Origin of the sequence: Entomospira culicis, from assembly GCF_028748145.1 — a bacterium.
Lineage (GTDB): Bacteria > Spirochaetota > Spirochaetia > WRBN01 > WRBN01 > Entomospira > Entomospira culicis.
This window is the reverse complement of sequence record NZ_CP118181.1, coordinates 669,223-692,084: the sequence shown is the minus strand read 5'-3', so window position 1 is coordinate 692,084 and position 22,862 is coordinate 669,223. Positions and strand designations below refer to the sequence as shown.

Here is a 22,862-nt window from a genome sequence, read left to right as displayed (position 1 = left end):
TTATCCTTGTGGCTGAGCGGTATAGGGAAAGACCGTAACACTAGCGCCCCAATCATCAGGATTATTGGCCCCAGGGATTGGCATTAAACTGATATACCCAATCTCCTCTCCATCGTGCAAGACGCGCCATAAGAGATTATCGCCTTGAAAGACTTCCTCGCCAAACTCCTCACCTCGAGAGAAGGGCTTCCCATAGAGAACGCTCAACTCACCGACCAATGCTGGCATATCGCCCTGTTTAATTTGAAAGACAACATATTTAAAACGATCATCCTTAAAGTGAAAGCCCGCCTCCACGGCTTGACCAAAAAGTTTGCCTTCGTACGTTGCAAAAGAGTCAATAAGAAGGAAAATTTCTTGATCAGCAGTGATTTTCTCCTCATAAATAAACCGAAATCCACGCTCGCGCAACATCTGCTTCGTTGCTAAAACACTCATCTCAAAGGGAAATCCATCCACCGTAAATGTCTGCATCTGCATCGTTGCAGGCTTACTATCCTGTGTAATCTTATCCTGACAGCTCACCAGTAACATCGCCAAGAGAGCCCATCCTATCCATCTCTTCATCTCGTTTTCCTTGTTTTAAAATCTTGCTCCCAAAGAAGATACCAAATATGCCGATCGGTTTGTATGGTTATAGTAGAGACCGATATCAAAGTAACCAAACCCTAAATTCGCCACAATTTTGGCACCTGCACTCTGGTAAAAATTCTCCTTGGAAAAAGGATTAGCTACCTCCTCCTCAAGCAAGTAGCCGTACCACTCTAAGGCTATCATAAATCGTAAAAAAAAGCTATACTGCAATGCCGTTCTAAATCCCACCATCGTACGCCCCGTTAGCGCGCCAACCGCGTAGCCTGGGAGAGGATAGGTCTCGCGCTCGCCGAGCATGCCACCCAGTAATGCATATCGATAGAGATTAGGATTTTCACCAAACAATAAATTCCCATTGCTAGCAAAAAGCCAAGAGAGGCCATGAGGCATGGGTTGAATATAGCGAAGATCGAAGGCTAATCGATGATAAACGCCCTGATCTTGCGCATTTTTTTGGAAACCCACGTCGTAGTAGGCGGCAGCCTTGTACCCACGATTGGCATAGTACTGCTCATTAAGTTGATCGGCAACTAATGCAAACCGCCCCTCAATGTAATTTTGCCCATAATAGGTAAGAAAATGCTCATTATGTACATTAGCCGAGCTCCAGTTACCCACCTCCGTCCCTAATTGGGCGTAAAAATAGTTCTCATAAGCAAACTGTACACCCACTTGTGCGTGATAATGTCCCGGTAAGGATCGCTCTGTATTCAAAATATTAAAATTGGGAATCAAGCTCGCGTAAGTATTCGAATCGAAAATACTCAACTTTGCGTAGGTATTGAGCCAGTAGAGATCGCCTGGAAAGAAATCGATATAGAGCAATCCCTCCACTCCATGCTGGTAACCAAAGTAGATATTCGCATCGATTGCGCCAAAATTTTCAATGGAGGTAACCTCAATAGCCGTGCCCACCCGTAGACCAAAGTCACTACTTAATTGTAAAACTCCCGAAAACGTCAAAAACGGCTCTTCTTGCGCGTACAAATAGAGCGTCTGCTCATGCACCCAATAGCGCACCCGCTGATAGAAATTTTTATTAGCAGCGCGAGTAACCTCCATCGCCACCCAATCAGGGGAGGCACTCTGCCCTAAATCAATACGCAACTGACTCAACAAGCGCTGTTCGGCGCGCTCGTTACTCTCTAATCCCAAAACCTTAATCTCATTAATTAAGAGATTCTCCTCAACCTGTGCGGTAATTGGCACGATATTTTCCGTAGCAAAACGTTGCGCAAGCAGACGCAGAGACTCCTCCATAGCTAGGGCGGCAGTACGGCCACGCTCTTTAAGTCCGACATAATCACCAAACGAGGCGGGGGTAAAGCCATCTAATTCTGGCTTAATATGAATATCCACTAAAGGCATCACCGCCTGATCCGCTTCACGCCCTCTAAGCATTAAAATGGAGAGCAGACCACTTAGTGTCGTAATCGGTTGATCGGCAACGTTATCATCATAATCACTTAAATCGACAAGAATAATAATGTCCGCACCCAAGTCAATCGCCTCTTGGATTAAAAAGTTCCCAGAGACACCACCATCGACAACCAGATCCCCATCATCCATCAACGCAGGCGTAAAGACCCCCGGTACCGCAATACTCGCGCGCACCGCACGGCCAAGCGATCCGTCTGTATAAACGACACGCTCACCGGTATTAAGACTTGTCCCCGATGTGGCAAAGGCACGAGGGAAGGCACGAAAATTCTCATAAAATCCTGACTGCCAATAAATACGATCCAAAAAGTGCTCTACACTATAGGCACCAGATACGCCACTAGCTTCAGGCGCCGAGAAGTCCTTACGAAAACGTACATCTACCACCGTGCGCCAGTCATGACTGCGCCGAATGGGGTTGTGGTAAGGTCGACGATTCGCATCATCAAGCACCTCAAAAATATCCATACTACGCGTAATTTCATCTAAAGCAGCCGCATCAAAGCCTAGCGCGTAATATGCTCCCACCATCGACCCAATGCTTACCCCCGTTACGATATCGACAGGAATACCCATCTCCTCAAGCACCTCGATGACCCCCACATGCGCCAACCCCAGCGCTCCACCACCGCCTAAAACCAAGCCCACCTTAGGACGGGCAACCAAGGAAAATGTTACCATCATGCCCCAAAAAAATCCTATGCTCCACTTTGATAATTGCCTCACGCACCCTCCCCGTTGCCTGCTAAGTCGTTCAAAAGTTATGAAAAAATAGCTCCACCCTTATCAAGCGGAACTATATCATAGCTATAACATCAAGTTGAAAAACTTAAATCCTAATACTCTCGACGCACTGGTCTTGGTCGATCTTCGGCCTCTTTCACACGAAGCTGACGACCGTCAATCTCCTGTCCATCCAATGCCGCAATTGCTCTAGATGCCTCATCACTATTGCTCATCTCTACGAAAGCAAATCCTCTAAAACGACCACTCTCGCGATCTTTTGCTAAATGAACAGACTCCACGTTGCCGTACTCGGAAAATAACTGGCGAAGCGCCTGATCTGATGTGCGGTAATTAATGTTACCGACATAAACTTTAGAACTCATGATACTAAACCTTATAAAACGTAAATTTGGCACCTAAAAAAAGGACCGGCATTCAATCTCTACCGGAAAACTAACTTAACAAAAATCAATCAAACCAATAAGACAATGCTTCCTCAAGCATAAACTGCTTATCAACTTTTGTCAAGCCTCTTTGGCCGATCCTCTCTAATTTTTTAGCTCAACGTTGCCTGCCATAGGCCGTGGAGGTTGCAATACTCGCGCGCAACCACACTCTTACCGTGTGCAACATTGAAGATAGCTTCTGGGCTGGCAACAGGTTGTAGCATTTGCGAATAGTGGTTACCATCAACAATCAACTCGATAAACGAAATGTAGTGCTCTTGGGTCATCGGGTGAGCGACCGAGCCGACAGTAACCTTATAGCCGGTATCAATCTTTTCGATCACAGGTACGTGTTTTTCAGTAGATCCGTCAATCTCACCCCCCTTAAGTACTTGCATCTCATGTCCACAGCAAGTAAGCCCGCCGTGCCCTGCCTCTACTACATAAACCACGCGCCCACAATGCGGGCAACGATAAATGTCACTTCTATTCATCTTTATCTCCTTACATATAATATGATATAAACAGGATCTCTCATAACAATTTTTTACAAAAGATCTACAATAATTATACACTGTCCCATAAGAAAAATCAAGGATTTTTGAAGAAAATCATCAGACATAAAAAAAGATTGAGTTATTCCTTGTACTAGCCGATAATCTTAAAGAGAAAATTGTATTAAAAAAGGAGCAACCATGAGTGTATTTAAAGCCTATGATATTCGAGGCATTTATAATAAAGAGTATGACAAAGATGTTGTCTATAAAATTGGATTTTTCCTGCCCAGGCTCTTGCAGGTTAATGAAATTTATATCGGTAGAGATGATCGTATCAGTTCACCGGAGATCTTTAAGTACCTAAGCCAAGGTATCACGGACGCAGGGGCTAATGTTGTCGATTTAGGACAAACCACTACACCGGCTGTCTACTTTGCTACCGCACACTTTAACGCACAAGCCAGCGTACAAATTACTGCTAGCCACAATCCCAAAGAGTATAATGGACTCAAAATCTCGCGTGCTAAGGCGATTCCTGTAGGTGGTGAGACCGGTCTCAAAGAGCTAGAACAACTCGTACTCACCCAAGAAGTTACCCCCGTTACTGATACAAATAAAGGGAAAATTATCGCCAAGGATATCAAGAACGATTACATTCAATTTCTCCAAAAATTTGTTCCCACTCTCCACGGCTTACGTATCGGTATCGACTACAGCAACGGCATGGCAAGTCTCTATGTCCCAGAGCTACTCAAGGAGCGTGGCGCAGAAATTCATGCTATCAACCAGACCATCGACGGCTCTTTCCCTAGCCATGAGCCCAACCCACTAGAAGAGAAGAACTTAGTGCAAATTATCGATCTGGTAAAGCGTGAAAAGCTCGATCTAGGTATCATTTATGACGGCGATGCCGATCGTGCGATGTTTATCGATGAAAAAGGACAATTCATCCGCCCCGACATCATCACTGCCGTACTTGCCAATGCATTAGGCGTATCCAGTGGGGAGAATGTTCTTGTCGATATTCGTACCAGCCGTGGAGTCAGCGAGTATCTACAAAATCAACGTAAAGCTAATGTAAATATGTGGAAAGTCGGACATGCATTTGCCAAGCTCAAGCTGAAAGAGATTAATGCCGTAGTTGGGGGTGAGCTTGCGGGACACTATTACTTCCGCGATTTCTTCAACTGTGATTCGGGTATCTTAGCTTCGTTGCTCGTGCTCAAAAATGCACAACAGGTCAAAACAAACGAGCATCAACCCATCTCTGCCATCATCCAAAATATCGACATTTATGCAAACTCTGGGGAAATTAACTTTGTCATCAACGCCAAAACTGATGCTATCGCAGCCCTCAAAGCGTACGCAACCGCCATCAGCGACCTCCAAGCTACCCTCGACTTTGACGGCTATCGCTTTGAGTACCCAAATTGGTGGTTCAATGTTCGTAGCTCCAACACCGAACCCTACTTACGCATCGTCATGGAGGCTAACGATCAGGCAACACTGAGCAAACATCTCGACGAAGTAAAAGCCATTCTAGGCAAATTTAGCTAGAAAAGCGAGGAAAATAACGGTGCAAGAGTACGATTTAGACGATTTTGAAGACGACCTAGACGAGGAATTCATGCCTCAAGAAGAAGATTGGCAAGAATTTGACGATGAAGATTTTGACGAGGATTATAATGATGAAGAATTTGATGAATTTAACGACTAACCCCCGCCGATCGCTTGGCGTCGCCTTGGCACTAAGTCTCTTTTTGCTTGCACCGTTTGCCTATGCTCAACCCCAAAAGATCCTTAGTGATCCTTTGGTACGAGCGCTAGCCTATACATACAATGTACAACAAGAGAAGAATGTATCCCATTTGTCGCAAGAGCCACTCGACGGACACTTGCTACACGTGCGCGAGCAAAATAGCTGGCAAGGCATGATTCATCTTTATGATATTCAAGAGGTGAATGGGCAACGCCAGCAAAACCTTTTACTCTCCTTTTCCTATGACCTTAGCACCCCCACCCTGATTACCGCTACACAGCACCGGAGCATTCCGCCAGCGCACTTTTGGGGGCAGATGGGACCAGCATTAATCCTCTATGAGCCAATAAGTACGCCAGCTTCTATTCTCTGGCTAGAGCAGGGTAAGGAGACGCTTATTCTTGACAATGTAGCGAGTTCTACGATGATTAGCTACTTGGGCGGTGAACAATACCATATCGAACAGCGCCCCGATAACTTTCCCGCAATGAACCACCTCTTCGATGCAACCACAAAAAAGGTTTCGCAAAATTTCCCCTATCTGATTAGCCTACATCAAGCGACGCAACAAGTGCTCTACAGCCCAGATGGAATCCATCTTTATCTCCATGACACGCTCACCAACCGATCGCGCAAGCTAGATACAGAAGGCTTCACACTCTCGGATGCAGAGATAGCGAGCCCTTATCGTTCTATCAGCCAACGCATTACGAAGGTGGAGTGGCGAGTCGACGCAGATGCCGACTGGGGGCATCTCGTGCTGGAATTTACCATGGACAATGGCGGGCGCTCGCGTGCCTTCTACCATACAGTTACGGGCATGCGTATCTACTTTTAAGAGGGGATAGGTCGTTGATACTTAAAGAGATCGACGCGCGGTATCACCCCGGTATCTAGTGCGTCGCTGGTTTTTCCCCTTTCTAAAAAGAGCTCTTTACCATAATAGGCAATCATCTGCCCGTTGTCGCCACAGAGCTTAGAGGGGAGCGAAAAAAACTTCAAATGTGTATAACTTTGTATCATCGCTCGCAATGCCGAATTGGCCGCTACGCCACCGCCTATCACCACCTGATGCAGAGAGAAATCATTGCTAGCCTTCAAGATAATCTTAACCAGCTGGCGCACCGCTACATATTGGAAGCTCGCCATGATATTTTCTAAACTATCTTCTGCATCGGCGCGTAAAAACTGCTCTTTTTGATTGATGACCGCATTTTTGAGTCCACTATAAGAGCAATCGTACGCACCGGCATAACGTGGATTGAGCTTAGGATAAGGAAACGCATATGCTTGCGCATCGCCTGTTTGTGCTAACTTATCGACATGAACACCCGCCGGATAAGGCAAGCCATACGCCTTGCCCACTTTGTCAAAACACTCACCAATCGCATCATCTAGCGTCGTGCCGAGCACCTTCACCTGATCTTCTTGGTATCCCTCCACCACCGCAATCACCGTATGCCCGCCCGAGGCAATCACCCCTAAAAAGGGGAATGTCAATGTAGGATGCTCCTGTTTTGCCACAAAAAGATGCGCCAAAAGATGGTTCACCGCGATAAACGGTTTTCCAAGCGCCCATGCAAAATGTTTGGCAAACGTCGCCCCCACCAACAAACTCCCCATCAGCCCAGGACGATTGGTGTAGGCAACGAGATCGATATCTTCTGGATGGTAGGGCGACTGAGTGAAAAGCTGATCGACCACCGTCGAAATTTGCTCGATATGCAGACGGCTAGCCACCTCTGGCGCCACGCCACCATAACATTGATGCGCCTCAATCTGCGAGGCGATGACCTGATGCACCACCTCATCGCCTGCCAACAGCGCCACCGCACACTCATCGCAACTGCTCTCAATTCCCAAAACTATCATCATAAAATGGAGTATACCTCCTTTTTCTCGATTAGTAAAGACGCTTTTTATGCAAATATCGTCAAAATCGGCTCTATACCTTTTGACAGAAATAACTTTTTCGGCTATACTAGCCTCTAGGATAAAGAGAGAATGTTAGAACGATTACAAGATTCATTTGCAAAGATTACCAAAACCCTCGTCGGCAAGAGCAAAATTACCGACAAAAATATCGAAGATGCGATCGAAGAGATCAAAACTGCCCTCCTCGAGGCCGACGTCAACCTACGTGTCGCTCGTCGCTTCATTAATGCCACTGCCGAAGAGGCGCGCGGAGAGAAAGTTCTCAAAGCCGTCGACCCTGGGCAGCAGTTTGTCAAGATCATCTACGACAAAATGGTCGCCCTCCTCGGCGATGAGCGCAGTAACCTCAACCTACGTGGTCCTGATGTCGTTAGTACCATCCTCTTCTTAGGTCTGCAGGGAGCGGGTAAGACCACCAACGCCGCTAAGCTGGCACTTCACCTAAAAAATGAAGGTCGACGTGTCTTGCTCTGTGCTGCTGATTTGAGTCGCCCTGCCGCCGTAAAACAGCTTGAAATTTTAGGCGAACAGATCGGTGTGCCTGTCTTTACGGGTAGCGAACAAGATCCCGTCGCTCGATCCAAGGCTGCGCTGGAAGAAGCAAAAAAGCATCAATATAATGTATTGATTGTCGATACTGCCGGTCGTATGCAGGTCGACGTGGAGCTGATGAACGAAATTTCGGCCATCAGTAAAGCGCTTAACCCAGACGAAAAGATCCTCGTTGCCGATGCGATGATTGGTCAAAATGCAGTTGATGTCGCCAAGGCTTTCGACGAGCAATTGGGCGTTACGGGCTTCATTTTGAGTAAATTCGACTCCGACACCCGTGGTGGTGCTGCCCTAAGCCTCAAGAGTATTACAGGAAAACCAATCAAATTTATTGGTGTAGGCGAAAAGGTCGAAGCCCTTGAAATCTTCCACCCCGAGCGTATCGCTAGCCGTATTTTAGGCATGGGTGATATTGTCTCTCTGGTAGAAAAGGCGCAGGAAAAATTTGACGAAGAAGAGGCGTTGCGCATGCAACAAAAGCTCTTCTCCCCCGACTTTTCCCTCGAGGACTATCTCGAACAGATTAAGATGGTAAAAAAAATGGGTAAAGCCGGTGAACTTGCCAAGCTCCTACCTGGGGTATCGGCCAAAGATATCGAAGAGAAACTTGACGAACAACAGATGGTACGTGAAGAGGCAATCATCTTGAGTATGACCAAAAAGGAGCGTAAAAATCTCCTCATCTTCAACCCATCCCGACGTAAGCGCGTCGCAAAAGGTGCCGGTGTTACCGTGGTTGAGGTCAACCGCTTCATCAATCGCTTTGAAAAGATGAAGGTGCAAATGAAAAAAGTTATGAAAAATAAAGCCTATCAAGCGCAACTAGCAAAGAGCTTGAAAGGGTAGAATAGGAGAAAGTTGTGGTAAAAATTCGCTTAAAGAAATTTGGGGCTCCCAAGCGCCCTTATTACAGAATCGTTGCGGTGGACTCTCGCAAACCTCGCGATGGCAAGACGCTTGAAGAGCTTGGATTTTATCGTCCCGTAGAGAGCGATCAATTCAAAGTTGATCAGGAACGCGTGCAGTATTGGATCAAAAATGGAGCTCAAGCTACCGACACGGTGCGCGATCTCTTTAGAAAGTATAAAATTGCTTTAAACTAAAAGTGAGGAAGGATCATTGTGGAAAAAGAGTTAGTAAAGCATATCGTTGAGTCTCTCGTGGAATACCCTGATCAGATCGATATTCATGTTATCGAGGGAGAGAAATCGACTATTTTAGAGCTACGGGTCGCCGAAAGCGATCTGGGAAAAGTTATTGGTAAGCACGGCCGTATTGCAAAGGCTATTCGTGCTTTATTGTCTGCAAGTGCCAGTCGCACAGGTCGTCGCGTCTCTTTAGAAATCCTTGATTAATAAAGACGCGTACTTGGCTATTGGTAAACTCCACGCCCCCTTTGCACTCAAGGGGGGGGTGAAGTTTTTATCGTATTCTGAAGATGTTAAAGCTCTGCGTAAACTGATCGGGAAACCACTTCTTTTTCTTCGTGCGCAAGAGAAATTTACCATTCATATTGAACGCGTCGAAATTAAAGGAGATAGCCTCATTCTCTTTCTTGCTGGTTATGATAATCCAGAAATGGTAAAAGAGGCGCTCAAAGGCGGAGAACTCTACGCACCAAGATCGCTTGCCAGCACCTTAGCACGCGATGAATTTTATCTAAGCGATCTTATTGGATTGGAAATTATCTATGAGGGTAATGTGATTGGTCAATGCGTTAGCTACTTTGAGGCAGCACATACCGTTGTTGAGGTACGCATGCAATCGGGCGAATTGCGCTATTTTCCTTTTATTAAGGAGTATTTTGATATGCCTAATTTTACCAAAAAAGCGGTCGTTTTACTACGGGGAGATCTGCTAGAGTGAAATTCTCTATCCTCTCGCTCTTTCCTGAATTTATCGACGCATATTTTAAAAATTCGATCGCACATATTGCGGTGCATCGCAAGCAATTAATTGATATAGAAAATCTCAATATACGCGACTTCACCGAGGACAAACACAAAAAAGTTGACGATATCCCCTATGGTGGTGGTGCAGGCATGGTCATGACGCCACAACCGCTAGCCTCTGCTTTGCGCTACTGTATAACTCCTTCTAGCTATGTAATTTATGCCACACCAAGTGGCAAAGTCTTTACCCATCAAAAAGCCAAAGAACTTGCGCAAAAAGAGCATATCATCTTCATCGCTGGACGTTATGAGGGTATCGATCAGCGTATTATTGACTGCTTTGTCGACGAAGAGCTAAGCATTGGCGACTACGTCCTCTCCAACGGTGAACTAAGCTCCCTCGTCATGCTCGATGCCATCATGCGTCAAGTTCCCGGCGTCATCAAATCCGAGAGCCTCACCGAAGAGAGCTTCGAAGATAACCTCCTCGAGTACCCCCTCTACACCCGCCCCGAGATCTTTGAAGGACTCCCCGTTCCCAGCGTTCTCCTCAGCGGACACCATGTTGAAATAAAAAAGTGGAAATTTGCAAAAAAAATCGAAAAAACCCTTGCCAATCGTCCCGATTTAATGCATAATAGTAACCATAATCAAGACGATATACCACGAGACGATGACTCATGAATAAACCCATCCAAGGTTTATTCCGCTAAGCACGTATTGGGCGTATGAAAACCTAATGGAGGAAATTGTGGATCTGATTAAACATGTTGAATCGGCACAAATGAAAGAGAATGCTGAAGGCTTTAGCATTGGAGATACGGTACGGGTACACTTCAAAATTGTTGAAGGGAAAAACGAGCGCGTACAGATTTTTGAGGGCACTGTCATCGCCAAAAACAATGGCGGACTTCGCCGTAGCTTCACCGTGCGCAAACTCTCTTTTAATATCGGCGTGGAAAAGGTTTTTCCTCTACACAGCCCTCGCTTAGAGCGTGTAGAACTCGTACAGGCTGGTCGTATTCGCCGTGCAAAACTTTACTATCTACGCGATCGTGTCGGTAAAGCCACCAAGGTACGCCAACTCATCACGAAGAAAAGTACCAAAAAGTCGTAGTTTTTGCGATATAAACACTGTCCAAACCCTCGCGAGGACAGTGTTTGCGTGAGTCTATCATGGCATCAAATATCAGCAAACAACGAGGCTATGCCGGAGAGGATCTCGCCACTCAATTTTTAGAAAATTTAGGAGTAAAAATCTTAAAAAGAAACTTCAAGAGTGAGTATGGAGAGGTCGATATTATAGGAGAGGATAACGAAAATACTCTTGCCTTTGTCGAGGTAAAAAGCTGGAAAAAATATGATTTTACCGATCTAGAATTTTCCATCTCTAAAACAAAGCGAAAACGTATTATTCAAACATCCCTCATCTATTTGCTAGAACATCCTGAGTTTGATAACCATCAAATTCGATACGATATTCTATTTTTAGCGTGGAGGTCCAAGCAGTTGAATTACATAACAAACGCTTTTGAAGGAGACGGAACTCCCCTATGATTCGTATCGCAAAACCATCCGACCCACAAAAAATTCAGGAACTCAAGAAAAAAATCTATCAAGAAAGCTACCTAGAAGTCGCCATCCTCGGGATTGCAACCATCCTTACCGGTGGACTTTTAGAATGGAATGGAGTAGAACTTGTCGACGATGAATCAGTCCCCACAACCAAGAAAAAGAAACAACTCTAGACAGAATTCGCAACATCCTACTGCTAAACATGGTGGAAGGCGTGGGCGTAACCAGTCATCACAGCAAAAAAAAGAGTTGCTTCCTCCTGCTGATCGTGGCATTCAACGTATTCAAAAAAAACCCACCTTCAAAAGACGCGATTATCCTAAAAATAATATTCCACAAAAACAAGATCTTCAAGATCCTTGCCCCCTCTGCCAAAAGATAATTGGAAAAGAAGCAACGGCTATTAAGTTCGGAAAAGATTCTCATCCAGCTCACTTTCTCTGTGTAATTCGCTGGTTAGAAGAGAACAATCCTATTCAACCCAATGAAAAAATCGCTTATATTGGTGGTGGTAAGTTTGCTGTTGTCGCGCAATCTCCAGAGAAAAAAGCGCCTTTTGAAATTATTCGCTATCTTGATTTCACAGAAGAAGATTTACCGTCAGAACCCTTATGGCGTAGAAAATTTGCCATCACCCCAGAAATGCTCATCTCTATCGAAAAAAAGAGCGATCCCTCCTAATCTTACATTCTATATTCATTTTTTTCGCCCTTTTTTTATCCTTTTTTTCTCAAATGTATCCATATGCCCTTTTTCTTGAAGAGAGTAATACCTATCCTCTGTAAAAATAATATGATCGTATAAAGGAATTCCGATAATTATCCCAGCTCGCCATAATCTCTCCGTAGAAGTAATATCACCCTCAGAGGGATGAACACTACCGCTAGGATGATTATGCATCAAAACAATACTGACAGCGTTATCTGTTACCGCTAACTTAAAAATTTCGCGAGGATGCATCTCTACTCGTGTTAATGATCCGCGGGCGATAAAATGTTTAGCTAAAACTTCTTGACCAGCGTTTAATGAAATGAGAAATAAGTTCTCTTCAGTTCGCTCACCGTGATGATGCATCATTCGATGCAAATCTCCAGCATTGCGAATAACCGTTTTTGCTGGATATAATAATCTACGAAAAAATTCCTGTGACACCTGTAAATACTCTAAATGAGCTTGGCTTAAACCTAAATCGAGTAGTTTAGATTCCTCATGAGTAACCGGAGCATCTCTTGCTCGAAGCTCTAAATAATGAACGATCGCATCGCAAAGCTCATGAGAAAGAAGCTCTTTGCTTGAATCATTTTGACCTAACATCACACGCACTAACTCTATATTAGTCATCCACTTAGGATCTTTCATTATTGAAAAAAATTCCACAGTCCCCTACTCTAGGAGAGATGTTCACTCACCTTATGTCTCTTTGATCTACTTCTGAGGTTGCATTATAGCATACAATGACAGCTCTGACAAGCGCCCATAAAAAAGTGAGAGCAATACCGACATTGCGATATTGCTCATTTTTTAGACTAAAGCTTTCTAAATTCAGCTTTCGATACGCCACAAACTGGGCAGTACCAGTCTTCTGGAATATCCTCAAACGCAGTGCCTGGGGCGATTCCGCTATCTGGATCCCCTTCAGCGGGATCATAGATATATCCACATGGCTCACAAATATACTTGTCCATTACAACTCCTTCATACTAGAAAATCTAGCATAGATTTATTTTTAACTAAAATTAGGTCTACTCCCTAACTCTTTATCCAACAAATAAATAGCAGCGCCACTCTTGGTCTCGTGATTGATGCCAGCTAAGGCAAATTTGTCCAAGATCGTCTGCAAACTCATCTCCTCTTCCTCTTGTTCAGTAACATACCAATTTAGGAAGATAGCTGCACCCTCGTCCTGATGCTTAAGGGCAAGTTCACGCAACGACAAAATAACTTTCGCCACACGCCCTTCGGCCTTATAAACCTCTTCAAAGACCTCTAGCGCCGAGCTAAATTCGCTACGTGGTTGAGCAATCGCGGACAACGCAACCTTCGCTCCGCGAATTTCCAAATACTCGCGCATTTTCTGTGCGTGTGCTCGCTCTTCCTCTACCTGCAACTGCACCCACTGTGCCATTCCATCCAGACTATTATAGCGTAACCACAATGCCATTGCCTCGTAGTCATAAGCGGTCTGCAGCTCACCATGTAGTGCTTGATTAAAAGCGATTAAAATTTCTTCTTTCATTTTCATAATTGAAAACTCCTTTGTTTTATTTTAGCAAAATTTTACACAAATTGCAATACTTTTGGAAAAATTCTACCTAAATTGACTCCCACTAATCGGAAATTGCGCGCTTAGTGCCCGACTTCGTAGTTTAATATCCTGTAACATGGCGTCATTATCAATGGCTTTTAGGGTATCTACGATGAGCGTAGCTAACTCTTGCATTTGCGGTTCTTTCATGCCACGGGTGGTGAGAACCGGCGTGCCAAGACGGATACCCGATGTCTCCCGTGCAGGGGCTGGGTCGAAGGGGATGGCATTTTTGTTGCAGGTGATGCCCACCCGATCGAGAAGTTTTTCCGCGACATTACCCGAGACTTTCAGTGGGCGTAAATCGACAAGAACTAAGTGATTATCCGTACCACCGCTCACAATTCTTAACCCAAGATCTTGTAGGGATGTCGCTAAGACCTTGGCATTTTTTATCACTTGTTGTTGGTAGTTTTTAAAGCTTGGGCGAAGCGCCTCACCAAAAGCCACCGCCTTACCAGCAATCACATGCATCAACGGGCCGCCTTGACTAGCAGGAAAGATGGCGCTATCAACCAACTCGCTAAAGAGCTTGGTGCGTCCGCTCTTTGCCATCACAATGCCTCGATCATTTTCTCGATCTTTCCCCATCAAGATAAGCCCACCACGTGGTCCACGCAAAGTTTTATGCGTTGTCGATGTGATAAAATCGGCATGCTCCATAGGCGAAGGGTGATCGCCTGTCGCCACCATACCCGCAATATGCGCCATATCCACCATTAAATACGCGCCCACCTCCTTTGCGATAGCAGCGAATTGCGCAAAATCGATAAAACGCGCATAGGCCGAAGCTCCGGCAACAATCATTTTGGGGCGATGCTCTTTGGCAAGGCGCATGACCTCATCATAATCGATGCGCTCACTCTCTGGATGCACGCCATAACCAACCGCCCTATATAATTGACCCGAAAAACTAACCGGCGCCCCATGGGTAAGATGCCCACCCGCGCTCAAATCCATCCCCAAAATCGTATCATAGGGGTTGAGCGTCGCCATATAAACGGCCATATTCGCCTGCGAACCCGAATGCGGTTGCACATTGGCATACACCGCCCCGAAAAGTTCTTTTGCTCGATCGATAGCCAGCTGTTCTACCTTGTCGACCACCTCACACCCACCATAGTAACGCGCGTTGACATAGCCTTCGGCATACTTGTTGGTCAAAATCGATCCAACCGCCGATAAAACATTCGGACTAACAATATTTTCGCTGGCAATCAGCTCCAAATTCTCCTCTTGACGTAACGCCTCTTGCTCAATAATTGCCTCGACCATCTCATCCTTTATCACTATTTTACTCCTTTACGTGCCACGTCGTTCCCGAGGGCTCATCTACTAATATGATATCCATCGCCAAAAGTTCATCGCGCACCCTATCTGCAGACACAAAATCACGTTTTTCTCGGGCAATAGCACGTTCCTTTATTTTTTGTTCGATAAATTTAAGTAAATCCTCATCCACTTGCGGGCTAACGGTTTCCGCCACGGAAAAAAGATCTAAAGCAAGAATCTTCTCCAGTTCGAGAGCAATCTTCAACTTTTCCCCATTGTTCAACGTTTCGCTCTTCATGACTTGCCATAAAATCGACAAAAGTTCAGGTGTGCCCAAGTCATCAAGTAGTGCTTCCCAAGCGCGCGACAACCATGTTTGGGTTGCATCCGAATGAGTCGGTTCAACATGCGCAAGCTCTCTGATGCGCGCGCGTAGACGATGAAGCGCCTGTTGCGCGCCCTTGAGCGCCTCAAGGCTGAAGGTCAACTGCTTGCGATAGTGCGTCTGCAAGAGAAAGTAACGATAGGCTAAGGGATCAATCCCGAGCTCTTCGAGTCTATTCAATGTATAGAATTCCCCTGAGGATTTACTCATCTTTTGCGCGTTGCCCATCAAGAGAAACTCACCATGCACCCAATAATTGGCGCCTACGGATCCACAATGACCAAAATTTTGCGCCATCTCATTGGTGTGATGGGTAGCGATATGATCAACACCACCGCAGTGAATATCAAAATGCACACCTAAATACTCATGACTCAAGACACTGCACTCTAAGTGCCACCCCGGATAGCCCACCCCCCACGGACTAGGCCACACCATCGCCTGATCAGGGAACTTACTTTGGGTAAACCATAGGACAAAATCGCCACTCGATCGCTTCGCATCAGCTTGAACCACCCGCGCATGGGCATCTACCACCTCGCGATAACCGCGCAACGCACCGTACTCGGGATCTTTACTGGAATCAAAATAAAGATTTCCCCCCGCTTGATAGGTAAAGCCTTTTTGCTCTAAAATTTCGATAAACGTAATCATCGAGGCAATATACGCAGTTGCTCGCGGGTAGTGATGCGCAGGCTTAATGTTGAGCAACGCACAATCTTGTAAAAAAGCTTGCGTAAAAAATTCAGCAATTTCATGCACCCCCATGCCCTTAGCACGCGCACTCTGAAGCACCTTATCCTCACCCTCATCGCCATCACCACTCAAATGCCCCACATCGGTAATATTGACCACATGCATGACCTCATAATCGAGTAACTCTAGCGTGCGCCTTAGAATATCCTCAAAAAGATAGGTACGCAAATTGCCAATATGCGCGTAATTGTACACGGTAGGACCACAGCAGTAGAGCGAAACCTTATCTGCATGAATCGGTTTAAAAAGCTCTTTTTCTCGGCTTAATGTATTATAAATATAAAGTGATCCCTTCATGGTTCCCCCGATACGGTTACTTGCGTGCAAACTCTCTCTAACAGTATAATCAAAAATCGACAATTGAACAAGCCTTTTTACGAGGGATTGTGTAGCAGTTTTTTAGGAGAATTCATAATTTCTTCACATTCTTAGACTATATTCTAATCTAAAATAAGAACGAGTAAGGGAGAAGATCCCTCGCTAACGGAGGATGCGCCATTGCACAAGAGACTCTTTTTGATCATTATCACGTTGCATGCTATCTATTTGAGCTCAATCCATGCCCAGATGATGGGAGGTGGTCGACAATCGGCCATGCAAATCGAGAGACTGCAAGTACGTGAACTCTTCAATCGTAGCCTCTATGGCGGGCGATTTGAACCGATACAGACGTATCCCCAGCCATCGTTGGTTAGTGGAGTTATCCGTGCTATGCATGTTCGCCCTGGTGATTATGTACGCACAGGGCAACTGCTCTACACCGTGCAACAGACCGTGGTGGCGCAAAATTACCTACCCACGCCCATCTATGCCCAAAACAGTGGTATGGTGGTGCATATCGACCTCAATGTTGGGGAGCGCGTGCAAGCAAACACCTCGGTGATTACCCTTGCTAAAACCGATAAGATTAAAATTAGACTAGCAATTAGCGAGAAAGATTTCCACCAACTCTCCCTTGGCGACAGCGTCTACTTACCGGGGCGCATCGAGAGCGCCAATGCCCTCATCGAGGCGACCCAAGAGCGGATTCGGCGCTCTGAAGATCCACAATTTAAAGAGAGCATGCGCGAGATTATCCGCCAACAACGTCAAATTATTACCCAAAGCCAAGGCACTATCACCTACCTACCCATTATCCCCAATTATCAAACTGGTCTCTTTACCATCGAGGTTACCTTCGATTACGCCCCCGATCTCTTCTTTGGTAAATTTGAACGCGTCGAACTACGCACCAATCGCACCCACAGTATTGCAGTCCGTCAATCAGCGATTCTGGTACGCTATGGGCGAAGCCACGTCTTGCAAGTCGACGAAAATAATATCGTCTCTTATCGGCAAGTAGAGCTCGGCGAGGCTTTTGGCGACTATGTAGTCATCCTCACCGGGATTGAGGCGGGCGAAGAGATCATTCGCGAGCTTCCTGGACGTATCCCACAGTCAGGTGATACCGTACGCGTATCTCGGCCTAATCAACAGCCAGAGAATACCCAACAACAAGGCAATAATCAAACCCAAAACAACCAACAACAAGGTAATAACCCATCGCCAACCCTACCCCGCAATTAAGGAGACATCATGAAGCGCTTTATTGAACTTCTTATTAATAATCGGCGGGCAGGGTTTCTCATTCTCGCGCTCTTGCTGGTTGCAGGCATTATCTTCATTGGACAAACCCCCGTCAGCTTTTATCCACGTACCCAAAAACCTGCCTTTTTCGTACAAGTCTCTGCCACCGGCGTAGCTGCCGAAGACATGTATAATGACTATAATGCAAAAATCCAATCGGCCATTCTTGCTATTGCCGATCTAGAATCAAGCTCTGTTACCTACTTCACCGGACGTGGCGGTTTTATCGCCATTAACCTCGAATTCCCTTGGCGCATGAGCATTGCAGAGGCAGAGCTGGCGACACAAAGTTTTGTCAGTCAACTCACATCCATTCTTCCCAATTCCTTCAACAAGCCTCTCTTTGGTGCGCGTAGTGACGGCGGTGCCTCAGGAGAACTCTCGATAGCCCTCTACAGCTCCATGCTCACCAATGAAGAGATCTACATGGAGGCACTTACCCTCTTTGAAGATGACATCAATAACCTCTCCGAGGTCGATATCCTCGACATTAGTCCCATCCAGCAACTCAAAGCCGAGGTAACCTTCCATCCAGACACGCTTCTTAGCTATGGGTTTACGGTAGACAGTATTTTAAATCGCGTTAGCAGTGAGTATCGCACCGTGAGCATGGGTAACTTTCAAGATGGACGTAAGAGCTTTACTGTGCGTAGTTTAAGCTCAATTAGTAATATTTTCGATCTGGAAAAGATTCCAGTAGGTACCGTGGGCAAGCAGACGATCCTTCTTGGGAATGTTGCCGAGGTCAAAGTCTTTTATGATCTTCCGCGTAATGTCTATCGTGTCGATGGCGAGCCTGCTATCGTCATCAACGTTACCCCCAAACAAGGAGAGAGTGTCAAAGTGATGGCGGAAAAAGTTCTCGCCATCATCAACGAAAAGATGCCACTCTTCTCCCAAACCGTAGAGGCCGATGTCTTGCTCAACCCCGCCCAATTCATCGATGTCGCCATCAATAATGTGCTCAACTCCGCTATCATCGGCGCTATTCTCGCGATGATCGTAACCCTCCTCTTTCTTGGTGTCTTTCGCAACACCTTTATCGTCGTCTCGGCGATTCCTATCTCTATCATCTATGCCTTCATTTTTTTATATAACTTTGATATTTCGATTAATCTTATCTCTTTATCTGGATTAGCCTTAGCGGTAGGTATGTCGCTCGATGCTGCCATCGTTGTGATGGAGAATATCCATCGTCATCGTCTCGAAAATGCAAGGCTCCCCAACCCCTTGCCCATCAAAGAAGTCATCACCAAAGCCACCGCCGAAGTTGCCCAACCCGTCTTTATGAGCGCACTCACCACCATTGCTGTCTTCCTTCCCCTTAGATACACCTCTCCCCTCGCCGCGGCTATCCTTGGCGACCTTGCGCTTGCCATTATCTTCACCCTCATCACGAGTGTCTTTGTCTCCTTCACCGTCTTGCCACTCTTAGCCTACTACTTTTTTCGACCCTCCAAAAATGCAAAAAACATCCCACAAGAGAGAGAACCCCAACCCGATAGTTGGATGTTACGTCTTTCCCACGCGGTCATGGGATTTCTTCTCAAGCTCTATAAAGGCGGACTTAGCTTCTTTTTAGGCTCTAAATTACGTGGCATCATCCTACTAAGTAGCTCTGTGGTGCTCTTTGCTCTCTCTTTGCTTATCGTTACCACAGGGCAAATCCCTTTCCTTATTATGGAGGAGCCTAACAGTGCCAATCTCAATATTAAATTAACACACAGCGATGTCGATAATATCAACGACTTTATCCTCGAGGTCGAGCCCATCGAAGATCAAATCATGGATCTCATCGGAAAGCATTTAAGCACCCGCCTGCTTAAAACATCTGGCACGAACCAAGGCACACTCTCTCTCGGATTTACCAGTGCCAAGCATGCCGAAGAAGCTTTAGAAATTCTCCAAAGTCATCTTATCTCTGATAATACGTGGACATTTGTCGTATCCCAATATAACCCCGCGGCCATGCCTCTGCCAGATACTTTTGCCGTACAAGTAGCCGTTAGCGGAGCCTCACAGGAGAAGATTTTTCACTATTTAGAGCAAATCGTTGACCTTACCTTACGTGTACAAAATGCAGAAGGCACCCGTGCCTATACGAGTATTTTCAGCATTCCTAGCACTACCCCCACCAGCGAGCTTATCTTTCGTGCCAGAGACGAAGTCTTTATCGATCTCCCTGAATACACCAAAGCGCGCCTCACCTCGCTGATTACCACCTATCTTAATGGGAGTAGACCAGTAACCTTCCTCCTAGATGATGGACAGGAGATGCGTCCGCTCTTTCGTTTTCCTGCCCTCTCTAGTAAAGAAGATGTCGGTAATATTTTGATTCCTTACAACAATATGGCACTTCCTGTGAGCCACTTTTTTACCATCGAGGAGGATCAAGGGCTTAGCATGATTTCCATCACCGATCAAATTACCCTCACCGAAATACGTGGACGCACGCCCAAAAATACGCTACCTGCCGATCTGGTACGCTATGAACGGGAACTTGAAGATCTTATCAAAGAACATATCACCTTCGATGCGGGTTACTCCTATCGCATGCTCGATGCCAGAGCCATCACCAATGATGCCATTCGCTCCTTAGCTGTCGCCCTCGTGATTAGTGTCCTCCTCGTATTTCTCGTACTGACCATTCAATTCAACTCCTTTAAACTCTCCCTTATAATCCTACTTGCTATCCCCTTAGGTATCATCGGCGCTATCTTTTCCCTCGATGCAACCAACCTTAGTATATCGATTAACTCTATGCTTGGTATGATTTTACTGGGAGGAATTGCCATCAATAACTCACTCTTAATTGTCGATTTTTATATCCATGATACCCAAAGCAGATCAAAAAAAGAGGCCATCATCCATGCTTGTATGCTCCGTTTTCCAGCCATCCTCAGCACCACGGTTACCACCCTCTTAGCAATGCTTCCACTGGCTATCGCTATCGGTGATGGAGCAAACGTCATTCAATCGCTAGGTGTCGCGGTGAGTGGCGGACTGCTCTTATCGACCTTCTTCACATTATTTGTCATTCCCGTTACCCTCTTCCTATTTAGTAAAGAGAGAAACGTGCAAAATTACTAAATAAAGATTACAAAGAGAGAATAAAAAAGTAGATGTAAAGACATCTACTTTTTGTTATCAACATAAAAAATGATTATTGAATCCAAACAGCAAAACGCTCCATAGCACTGGCATTCATCGAGTAGAAACTGGGAACAAACCAGCTCTCCTCGGCCTCGACCCCAAAGACATCAGAGGCAAAACGCACAATACCAGAGACCAAAAAGCTCTTAATCATACTATCATCAGAGCTGTGGATAATGACATATTGATTCTTCTCCACATGTAAAACAAAGCTATCTTTACCTAATAATTCATAAAGCATATCGCTCCACTGCTGGAGAATTTCACTCTCTTGCACAGGATCATCAGATTGTTTGGTCAACTCATCAAGCAACGTCTCCGTGTTTAGCTCCAATACGTAGACACGACGATCGGCATCTTCCATCTGTTCGACATACTTCTGTAATTTATTTTCTGTAACATGCGCCGTACTATCTGCGCTCATCATAATGGGTTGATACTCCCGTCTTCGGCGCTCTGCAATAACCGATTCGGCTCTAGCTAACAACCCCATTATCTTTTAACCCCCAACTCTTTGTAGAGCTTTTTATAAAGCTTAAACGCCGGACTTTCGGCAAATTCAACCACCTTATCCTCTGGCAGATCCTTAAGAAAATCATCAAAGTACGCCAACATGGCGCGCATCTCTCCCTTTAAATCTGAACTAAGTTCATATGCCATCTCTTCATTCTCCTCGTCTTCATCTATTTTATTCAACCACTCATCTAATAAGCAAAAAGATTCTGCTTTATCCAAGGACGCATGCTCTTCGTGCTGAAGCTCATGATGCAACTCCATATACTCCACTGGCTCATCCTTAATAGCCAAGACAATGTCTCGCACTTGTTGAAAATCCAACTCTTGTACATTAAAATTTTCAAGAACTCTACTCATAGTATCGGGTGATTTCTTCTTTTCAATGAGATCTCTTTGCGAAAAATCATACGGATCTTCCTCTGAGGGAGAGATCTCTTCTTCTGATGGTGCAAGCAACAAAAATTCTTGCTCGCCATCTTGCACGATATACGAATCACTCTCCTCTATTTCAATAAGATCATCCTCATCCTCAAAAAAACTCTTCTCGGCTTCGGCAATTTCCAGCTCCTCTAACACTGCAGAAGAGAGCGATTCCTCCATACTTTGATCGATAAAATCATCATCCATATCAAAAGAGTCATAATCGAGTAGCGCATCATTATGGAGCTTTTTTTTCTCCACAACCCCTGTATCTTCTAGCAAATTGAGCCTATCCCCTTTCAACGCGTCTAACTCCAAGGGTGCTAACTCTACCTCATCACTCTCTAGATCTTTCTTAATAAAAGATAGATTCATTGTTTCATCCGAAGCAGGCTCAATGAATTGCTCAACGGTACTCAGAGGCGCGAGATTCTCCTCATCAGGCACAATAATCTCTACAGAATCCTCTGTTGGTACGATAGCAAGGGATGGCGCAGTCTCGTCAAAAAGGAAGAGATCCGAAGCAACAGCTATCTCCTTTTTATTAATTACCACGACTTCGCGTTCTAAAAAGGCTTGAATCGCTTCGGGTTCGCTAGGCAAGAGAGGTACTTGCTGAATCGACGCCAAAAGCTCGCGCAAATCGTCATTCACCACTAAACTCTCAGGCGAAGAGGCATCCATCGCCTCTGTCGGAACTTCTACCTGTATTAAGCCCTGCGCAAGCGGATTAAACTCCTCACAAGGTTCCCCAGTATTGGGAAGATCAAAGTGCGACAATAATGAGTTGCTAGAAGCAGAAGTCGGCAATGGAACAGCCGTATCCGTCTGTTCTTGAAGTTGATCCAACCGCTCGCGTACCAAATGAAGCTCTTGCAGTACCGATTGTAAAATCTCTTTATTGGGTTCATCCTGATGTTGCTGTTGTGCAATTTGTGCTAAACTCTCACGAATATTTAACCATTGACCATATGAATCAAGCTCTATTTTATCAAAATTGTCCACTCCACCTA

General features: G+C 45.4%; 26 protein-coding genes. 14 read left to right on the top strand and 12 right to left on the bottom strand.

Features of this window, described 5'->3' with window-relative positions:
- From PVA46_RS03280 to PVA46_RS03265, 4 genes are all read right to left on the bottom strand, one after another.
- Entirely contained in the window at positions 1–567 is a 567-nt protein-coding gene (locus tag PVA46_RS03280; protein WP_167695332.1) for a hypothetical protein, read from the bottom strand.
- 15 nt (positions 568–582) lie between these two features.
- Positions 583–2,718, bottom strand: coding sequence for a patatin-like phospholipase family protein (locus PVA46_RS03275; protein WP_167695331.1), 2,136 nt, complete (start codon positions 2,716–2,718; stop codon positions 583–585).
- A 152-nt stretch (positions 2,719–2,870) separates the two neighbouring features.
- A complete protein-coding gene (locus PVA46_RS03270) occupies positions 2,871–3,143 on the bottom strand; it encodes an RNA recognition motif domain-containing protein (protein WP_167695330.1) in 273 nt (90 codons plus the stop codon).
- 173 nt (positions 3,144–3,316) lie between these two features.
- Entirely contained in the window at positions 3,317–3,700 is a 384-nt protein-coding gene (locus PVA46_RS03265; RefSeq protein WP_167695329.1) for a desulfoferrodoxin, read from the bottom strand.
- Positions 3,701–3,901: 201 nt separating this feature from the next.
- Between PVA46_RS03265 and PVA46_RS03260 the strand changes: the two genes are divergently transcribed.
- The 3 genes from PVA46_RS03260 to PVA46_RS03250 are packed head-to-tail and all read left to right on the top strand — an operon-like array spanning position 3,902 to position 6,300.
- Positions 3,902–5,260, top strand: coding sequence for a phosphomannomutase/phosphoglucomutase (locus PVA46_RS03260; protein WP_167695328.1), 1,359 nt, complete (start codon positions 3,902–3,904; stop codon positions 5,258–5,260).
- A 19-nt stretch (positions 5,261–5,279) separates the two neighbouring features.
- Entirely contained in the window at positions 5,280–5,420 is a 141-nt protein-coding gene (locus PVA46_RS03255; RefSeq protein ID WP_167695327.1) for a hypothetical protein, read from the top strand.
- Positions 5,389–6,300, top strand: a complete 912-nt coding sequence (locus PVA46_RS03250; protein WP_167695326.1) for a hypothetical protein — start codon at positions 5,389–5,391, stop codon at positions 6,298–6,300. Before PVA46_RS03255 ends, PVA46_RS03250 begins: the two co-directional genes overlap by 32 nt.
- On the opposite strand, the gene tsaD is transcribed toward PVA46_RS03250, so the two are convergent.
- Positions 6,297–7,337 carry a tRNA (adenosine(37)-N6)-threonylcarbamoyltransferase complex transferase subunit TsaD gene (tsaD, locus tag PVA46_RS03245; RefSeq protein WP_246226701.1) on the bottom strand — a complete coding sequence of 347 codons (1,041 nt, stop codon included), beginning with the start codon at positions 7,335–7,337 and terminating at the stop codon, positions 6,297–6,299. The two genes, PVA46_RS03250 and tsaD, sit on opposite strands and share 4 nt — an antisense overlap.
- A gap of 129 nt (positions 7,338–7,466) precedes the next feature.
- Between tsaD and ffh the strand changes: the two genes are divergently transcribed.
- From ffh to PVA46_RS03200, 9 genes are read left to right on the top strand one after another with little or no spacing between them, the layout of a single operon-like run.
- On the top strand, positions 7,467–8,795 hold the full coding sequence (gene ffh / locus PVA46_RS03240) for a signal recognition particle protein (protein ID WP_167695325.1): 1,329 nt from the start codon (positions 7,467–7,469) through the stop codon (positions 8,793–8,795).
- A 14-nt stretch (positions 8,796–8,809) separates the two neighbouring features.
- Positions 8,810–9,052, top strand: a complete 243-nt coding sequence (gene rpsP, locus PVA46_RS03235) for a 30S ribosomal protein S16 (protein ID WP_167695324.1) — start codon at positions 8,810–8,812, stop codon at positions 9,050–9,052.
- An 18-nt stretch (positions 9,053–9,070) separates the two neighbouring features.
- Entirely contained in the window at positions 9,071–9,304 is a 234-nt protein-coding gene (locus PVA46_RS03230; RefSeq protein ID WP_167695323.1) for a KH domain-containing protein, read from the top strand.
- Positions 9,297–9,815: a ribosome maturation factor RimM gene (gene rimM, locus PVA46_RS03225; RefSeq protein ID WP_167695322.1), complete on the top strand. Its 519-nt coding sequence runs from the start codon at positions 9,297–9,299 to the stop codon at positions 9,813–9,815. Before PVA46_RS03230 ends, rimM begins: the two co-directional genes overlap by 8 nt.
- Positions 9,812–10,525 (top strand): tRNA (guanosine(37)-N1)-methyltransferase TrmD, encoded by a 714-nt coding sequence (gene trmD / locus PVA46_RS03220; protein ID WP_167695321.1) that lies wholly within the window; start codon positions 9,812–9,814, stop codon positions 10,523–10,525. Before rimM ends, trmD begins: the two co-directional genes overlap by 4 nt.
- 55 nt (positions 10,526–10,580) lie before the next feature.
- A complete protein-coding gene (gene rplS, locus PVA46_RS03215; protein WP_212603842.1) occupies positions 10,581–10,958 on the top strand; it encodes a 50S ribosomal protein L19 in 378 nt (125 codons plus the stop codon).
- A gap of 59 nt (positions 10,959–11,017) precedes the next feature.
- Complete coding sequence (locus PVA46_RS03210) at positions 11,018–11,398, top strand: YraN family protein (RefSeq protein WP_167695319.1); 381 nt, start codon at positions 11,018–11,020, stop codon at positions 11,396–11,398.
- A complete protein-coding gene (locus tag PVA46_RS03205) occupies positions 11,395–11,589 on the top strand; it encodes a hypothetical protein (RefSeq protein WP_167695318.1) in 195 nt (64 codons plus the stop codon). Before PVA46_RS03210 ends, PVA46_RS03205 begins: the two co-directional genes overlap by 4 nt.
- The gene (locus PVA46_RS03200) at positions 11,540–12,097 is read left to right on the top strand and encodes an LIM domain-containing protein (RefSeq protein WP_167695317.1); all 558 of its coding nucleotides are present in this window, start codon (positions 11,540–11,542) and stop codon (positions 12,095–12,097) included. Before PVA46_RS03205 ends, PVA46_RS03200 begins: the two co-directional genes overlap by 50 nt.
- 15 nt (positions 12,098–12,112) lie before the next feature.
- On the opposite strand, the gene PVA46_RS03195 is transcribed toward PVA46_RS03200, so the two are convergent.
- From PVA46_RS03195 to cysS, 5 genes are all read right to left on the bottom strand, one after another.
- A complete protein-coding gene (locus PVA46_RS03195; protein ID WP_167695316.1) occupies positions 12,113–12,793 on the bottom strand; it encodes a JAB domain-containing protein in 681 nt (226 codons plus the stop codon).
- Positions 12,794–12,942: 149 nt separating this feature from the next.
- Positions 12,943–13,101 carry a rubredoxin gene (gene rd, locus PVA46_RS03190; RefSeq protein ID WP_167695315.1) on the bottom strand — a complete coding sequence of 53 codons (159 nt, stop codon included), beginning with the start codon at positions 13,099–13,101 and terminating at the stop codon, positions 12,943–12,945.
- Positions 13,102–13,142: 41 nt separating this feature from the next.
- The gene (locus PVA46_RS03185) at positions 13,143–13,658 is read right to left on the bottom strand and encodes a ferritin (RefSeq protein WP_167695314.1); all 516 of its coding nucleotides are present in this window, start codon (positions 13,656–13,658) and stop codon (positions 13,143–13,145) included.
- Between the two features lie 66 nt (positions 13,659–13,724).
- Positions 13,725–15,008, bottom strand: coding sequence for a serine hydroxymethyltransferase (locus tag PVA46_RS03180; RefSeq protein WP_274360334.1), 1,284 nt, complete (start codon positions 15,006–15,008; stop codon positions 13,725–13,727).
- Positions 15,009–15,015: 7 nt separating this feature from the next.
- Positions 15,016–16,461, bottom strand: a complete 1,446-nt coding sequence (gene cysS, locus PVA46_RS03175) for a cysteine--tRNA ligase (RefSeq protein ID WP_246226699.1) — start codon at positions 16,459–16,461, stop codon at positions 15,016–15,018.
- Between the two features lie 171 nt (positions 16,462–16,632).
- Here cysS and PVA46_RS03170 point away from each other — a divergent pair, with 171 nt between their 5' ends.
- Both PVA46_RS03170 and PVA46_RS03165 read left to right on the top strand, forming a co-directional pair.
- A complete protein-coding gene (locus tag PVA46_RS03170) occupies positions 16,633–17,700 on the top strand; it encodes an efflux RND transporter periplasmic adaptor subunit (protein ID WP_167695313.1) in 1,068 nt (355 codons plus the stop codon).
- 9 nt (positions 17,701–17,709) lie between these two features.
- Positions 17,710–20,850 carry an efflux RND transporter permease subunit gene (locus PVA46_RS03165; RefSeq protein ID WP_167695312.1) on the top strand — a complete coding sequence of 1,047 codons (3,141 nt, stop codon included), beginning with the start codon at positions 17,710–17,712 and terminating at the stop codon, positions 20,848–20,850.
- 73 nt (positions 20,851–20,923) lie between these two features.
- Here the strand turns inward: PVA46_RS03165 and PVA46_RS03160 are convergent, their stop codons facing one another.
- Together PVA46_RS03160 and PVA46_RS03155 are read right to left on the bottom strand one after the other, a co-directional pair.
- The gene (locus PVA46_RS03160; protein ID WP_167695311.1) at positions 20,924–21,406 is read right to left on the bottom strand and encodes a hypothetical protein; all 483 of its coding nucleotides are present in this window, start codon (positions 21,404–21,406) and stop codon (positions 20,924–20,926) included.
- Positions 21,406–22,854: a hypothetical protein gene (locus PVA46_RS03155; RefSeq protein WP_167695310.1), complete on the bottom strand. Its 1,449-nt coding sequence runs from the start codon at positions 22,852–22,854 to the stop codon at positions 21,406–21,408. The genes PVA46_RS03160 and PVA46_RS03155 overlap by 1 nt, the downstream gene beginning before the upstream one ends.
- Between the last annotated feature and the right edge of the window lie 8 nt (positions 22,855–22,862).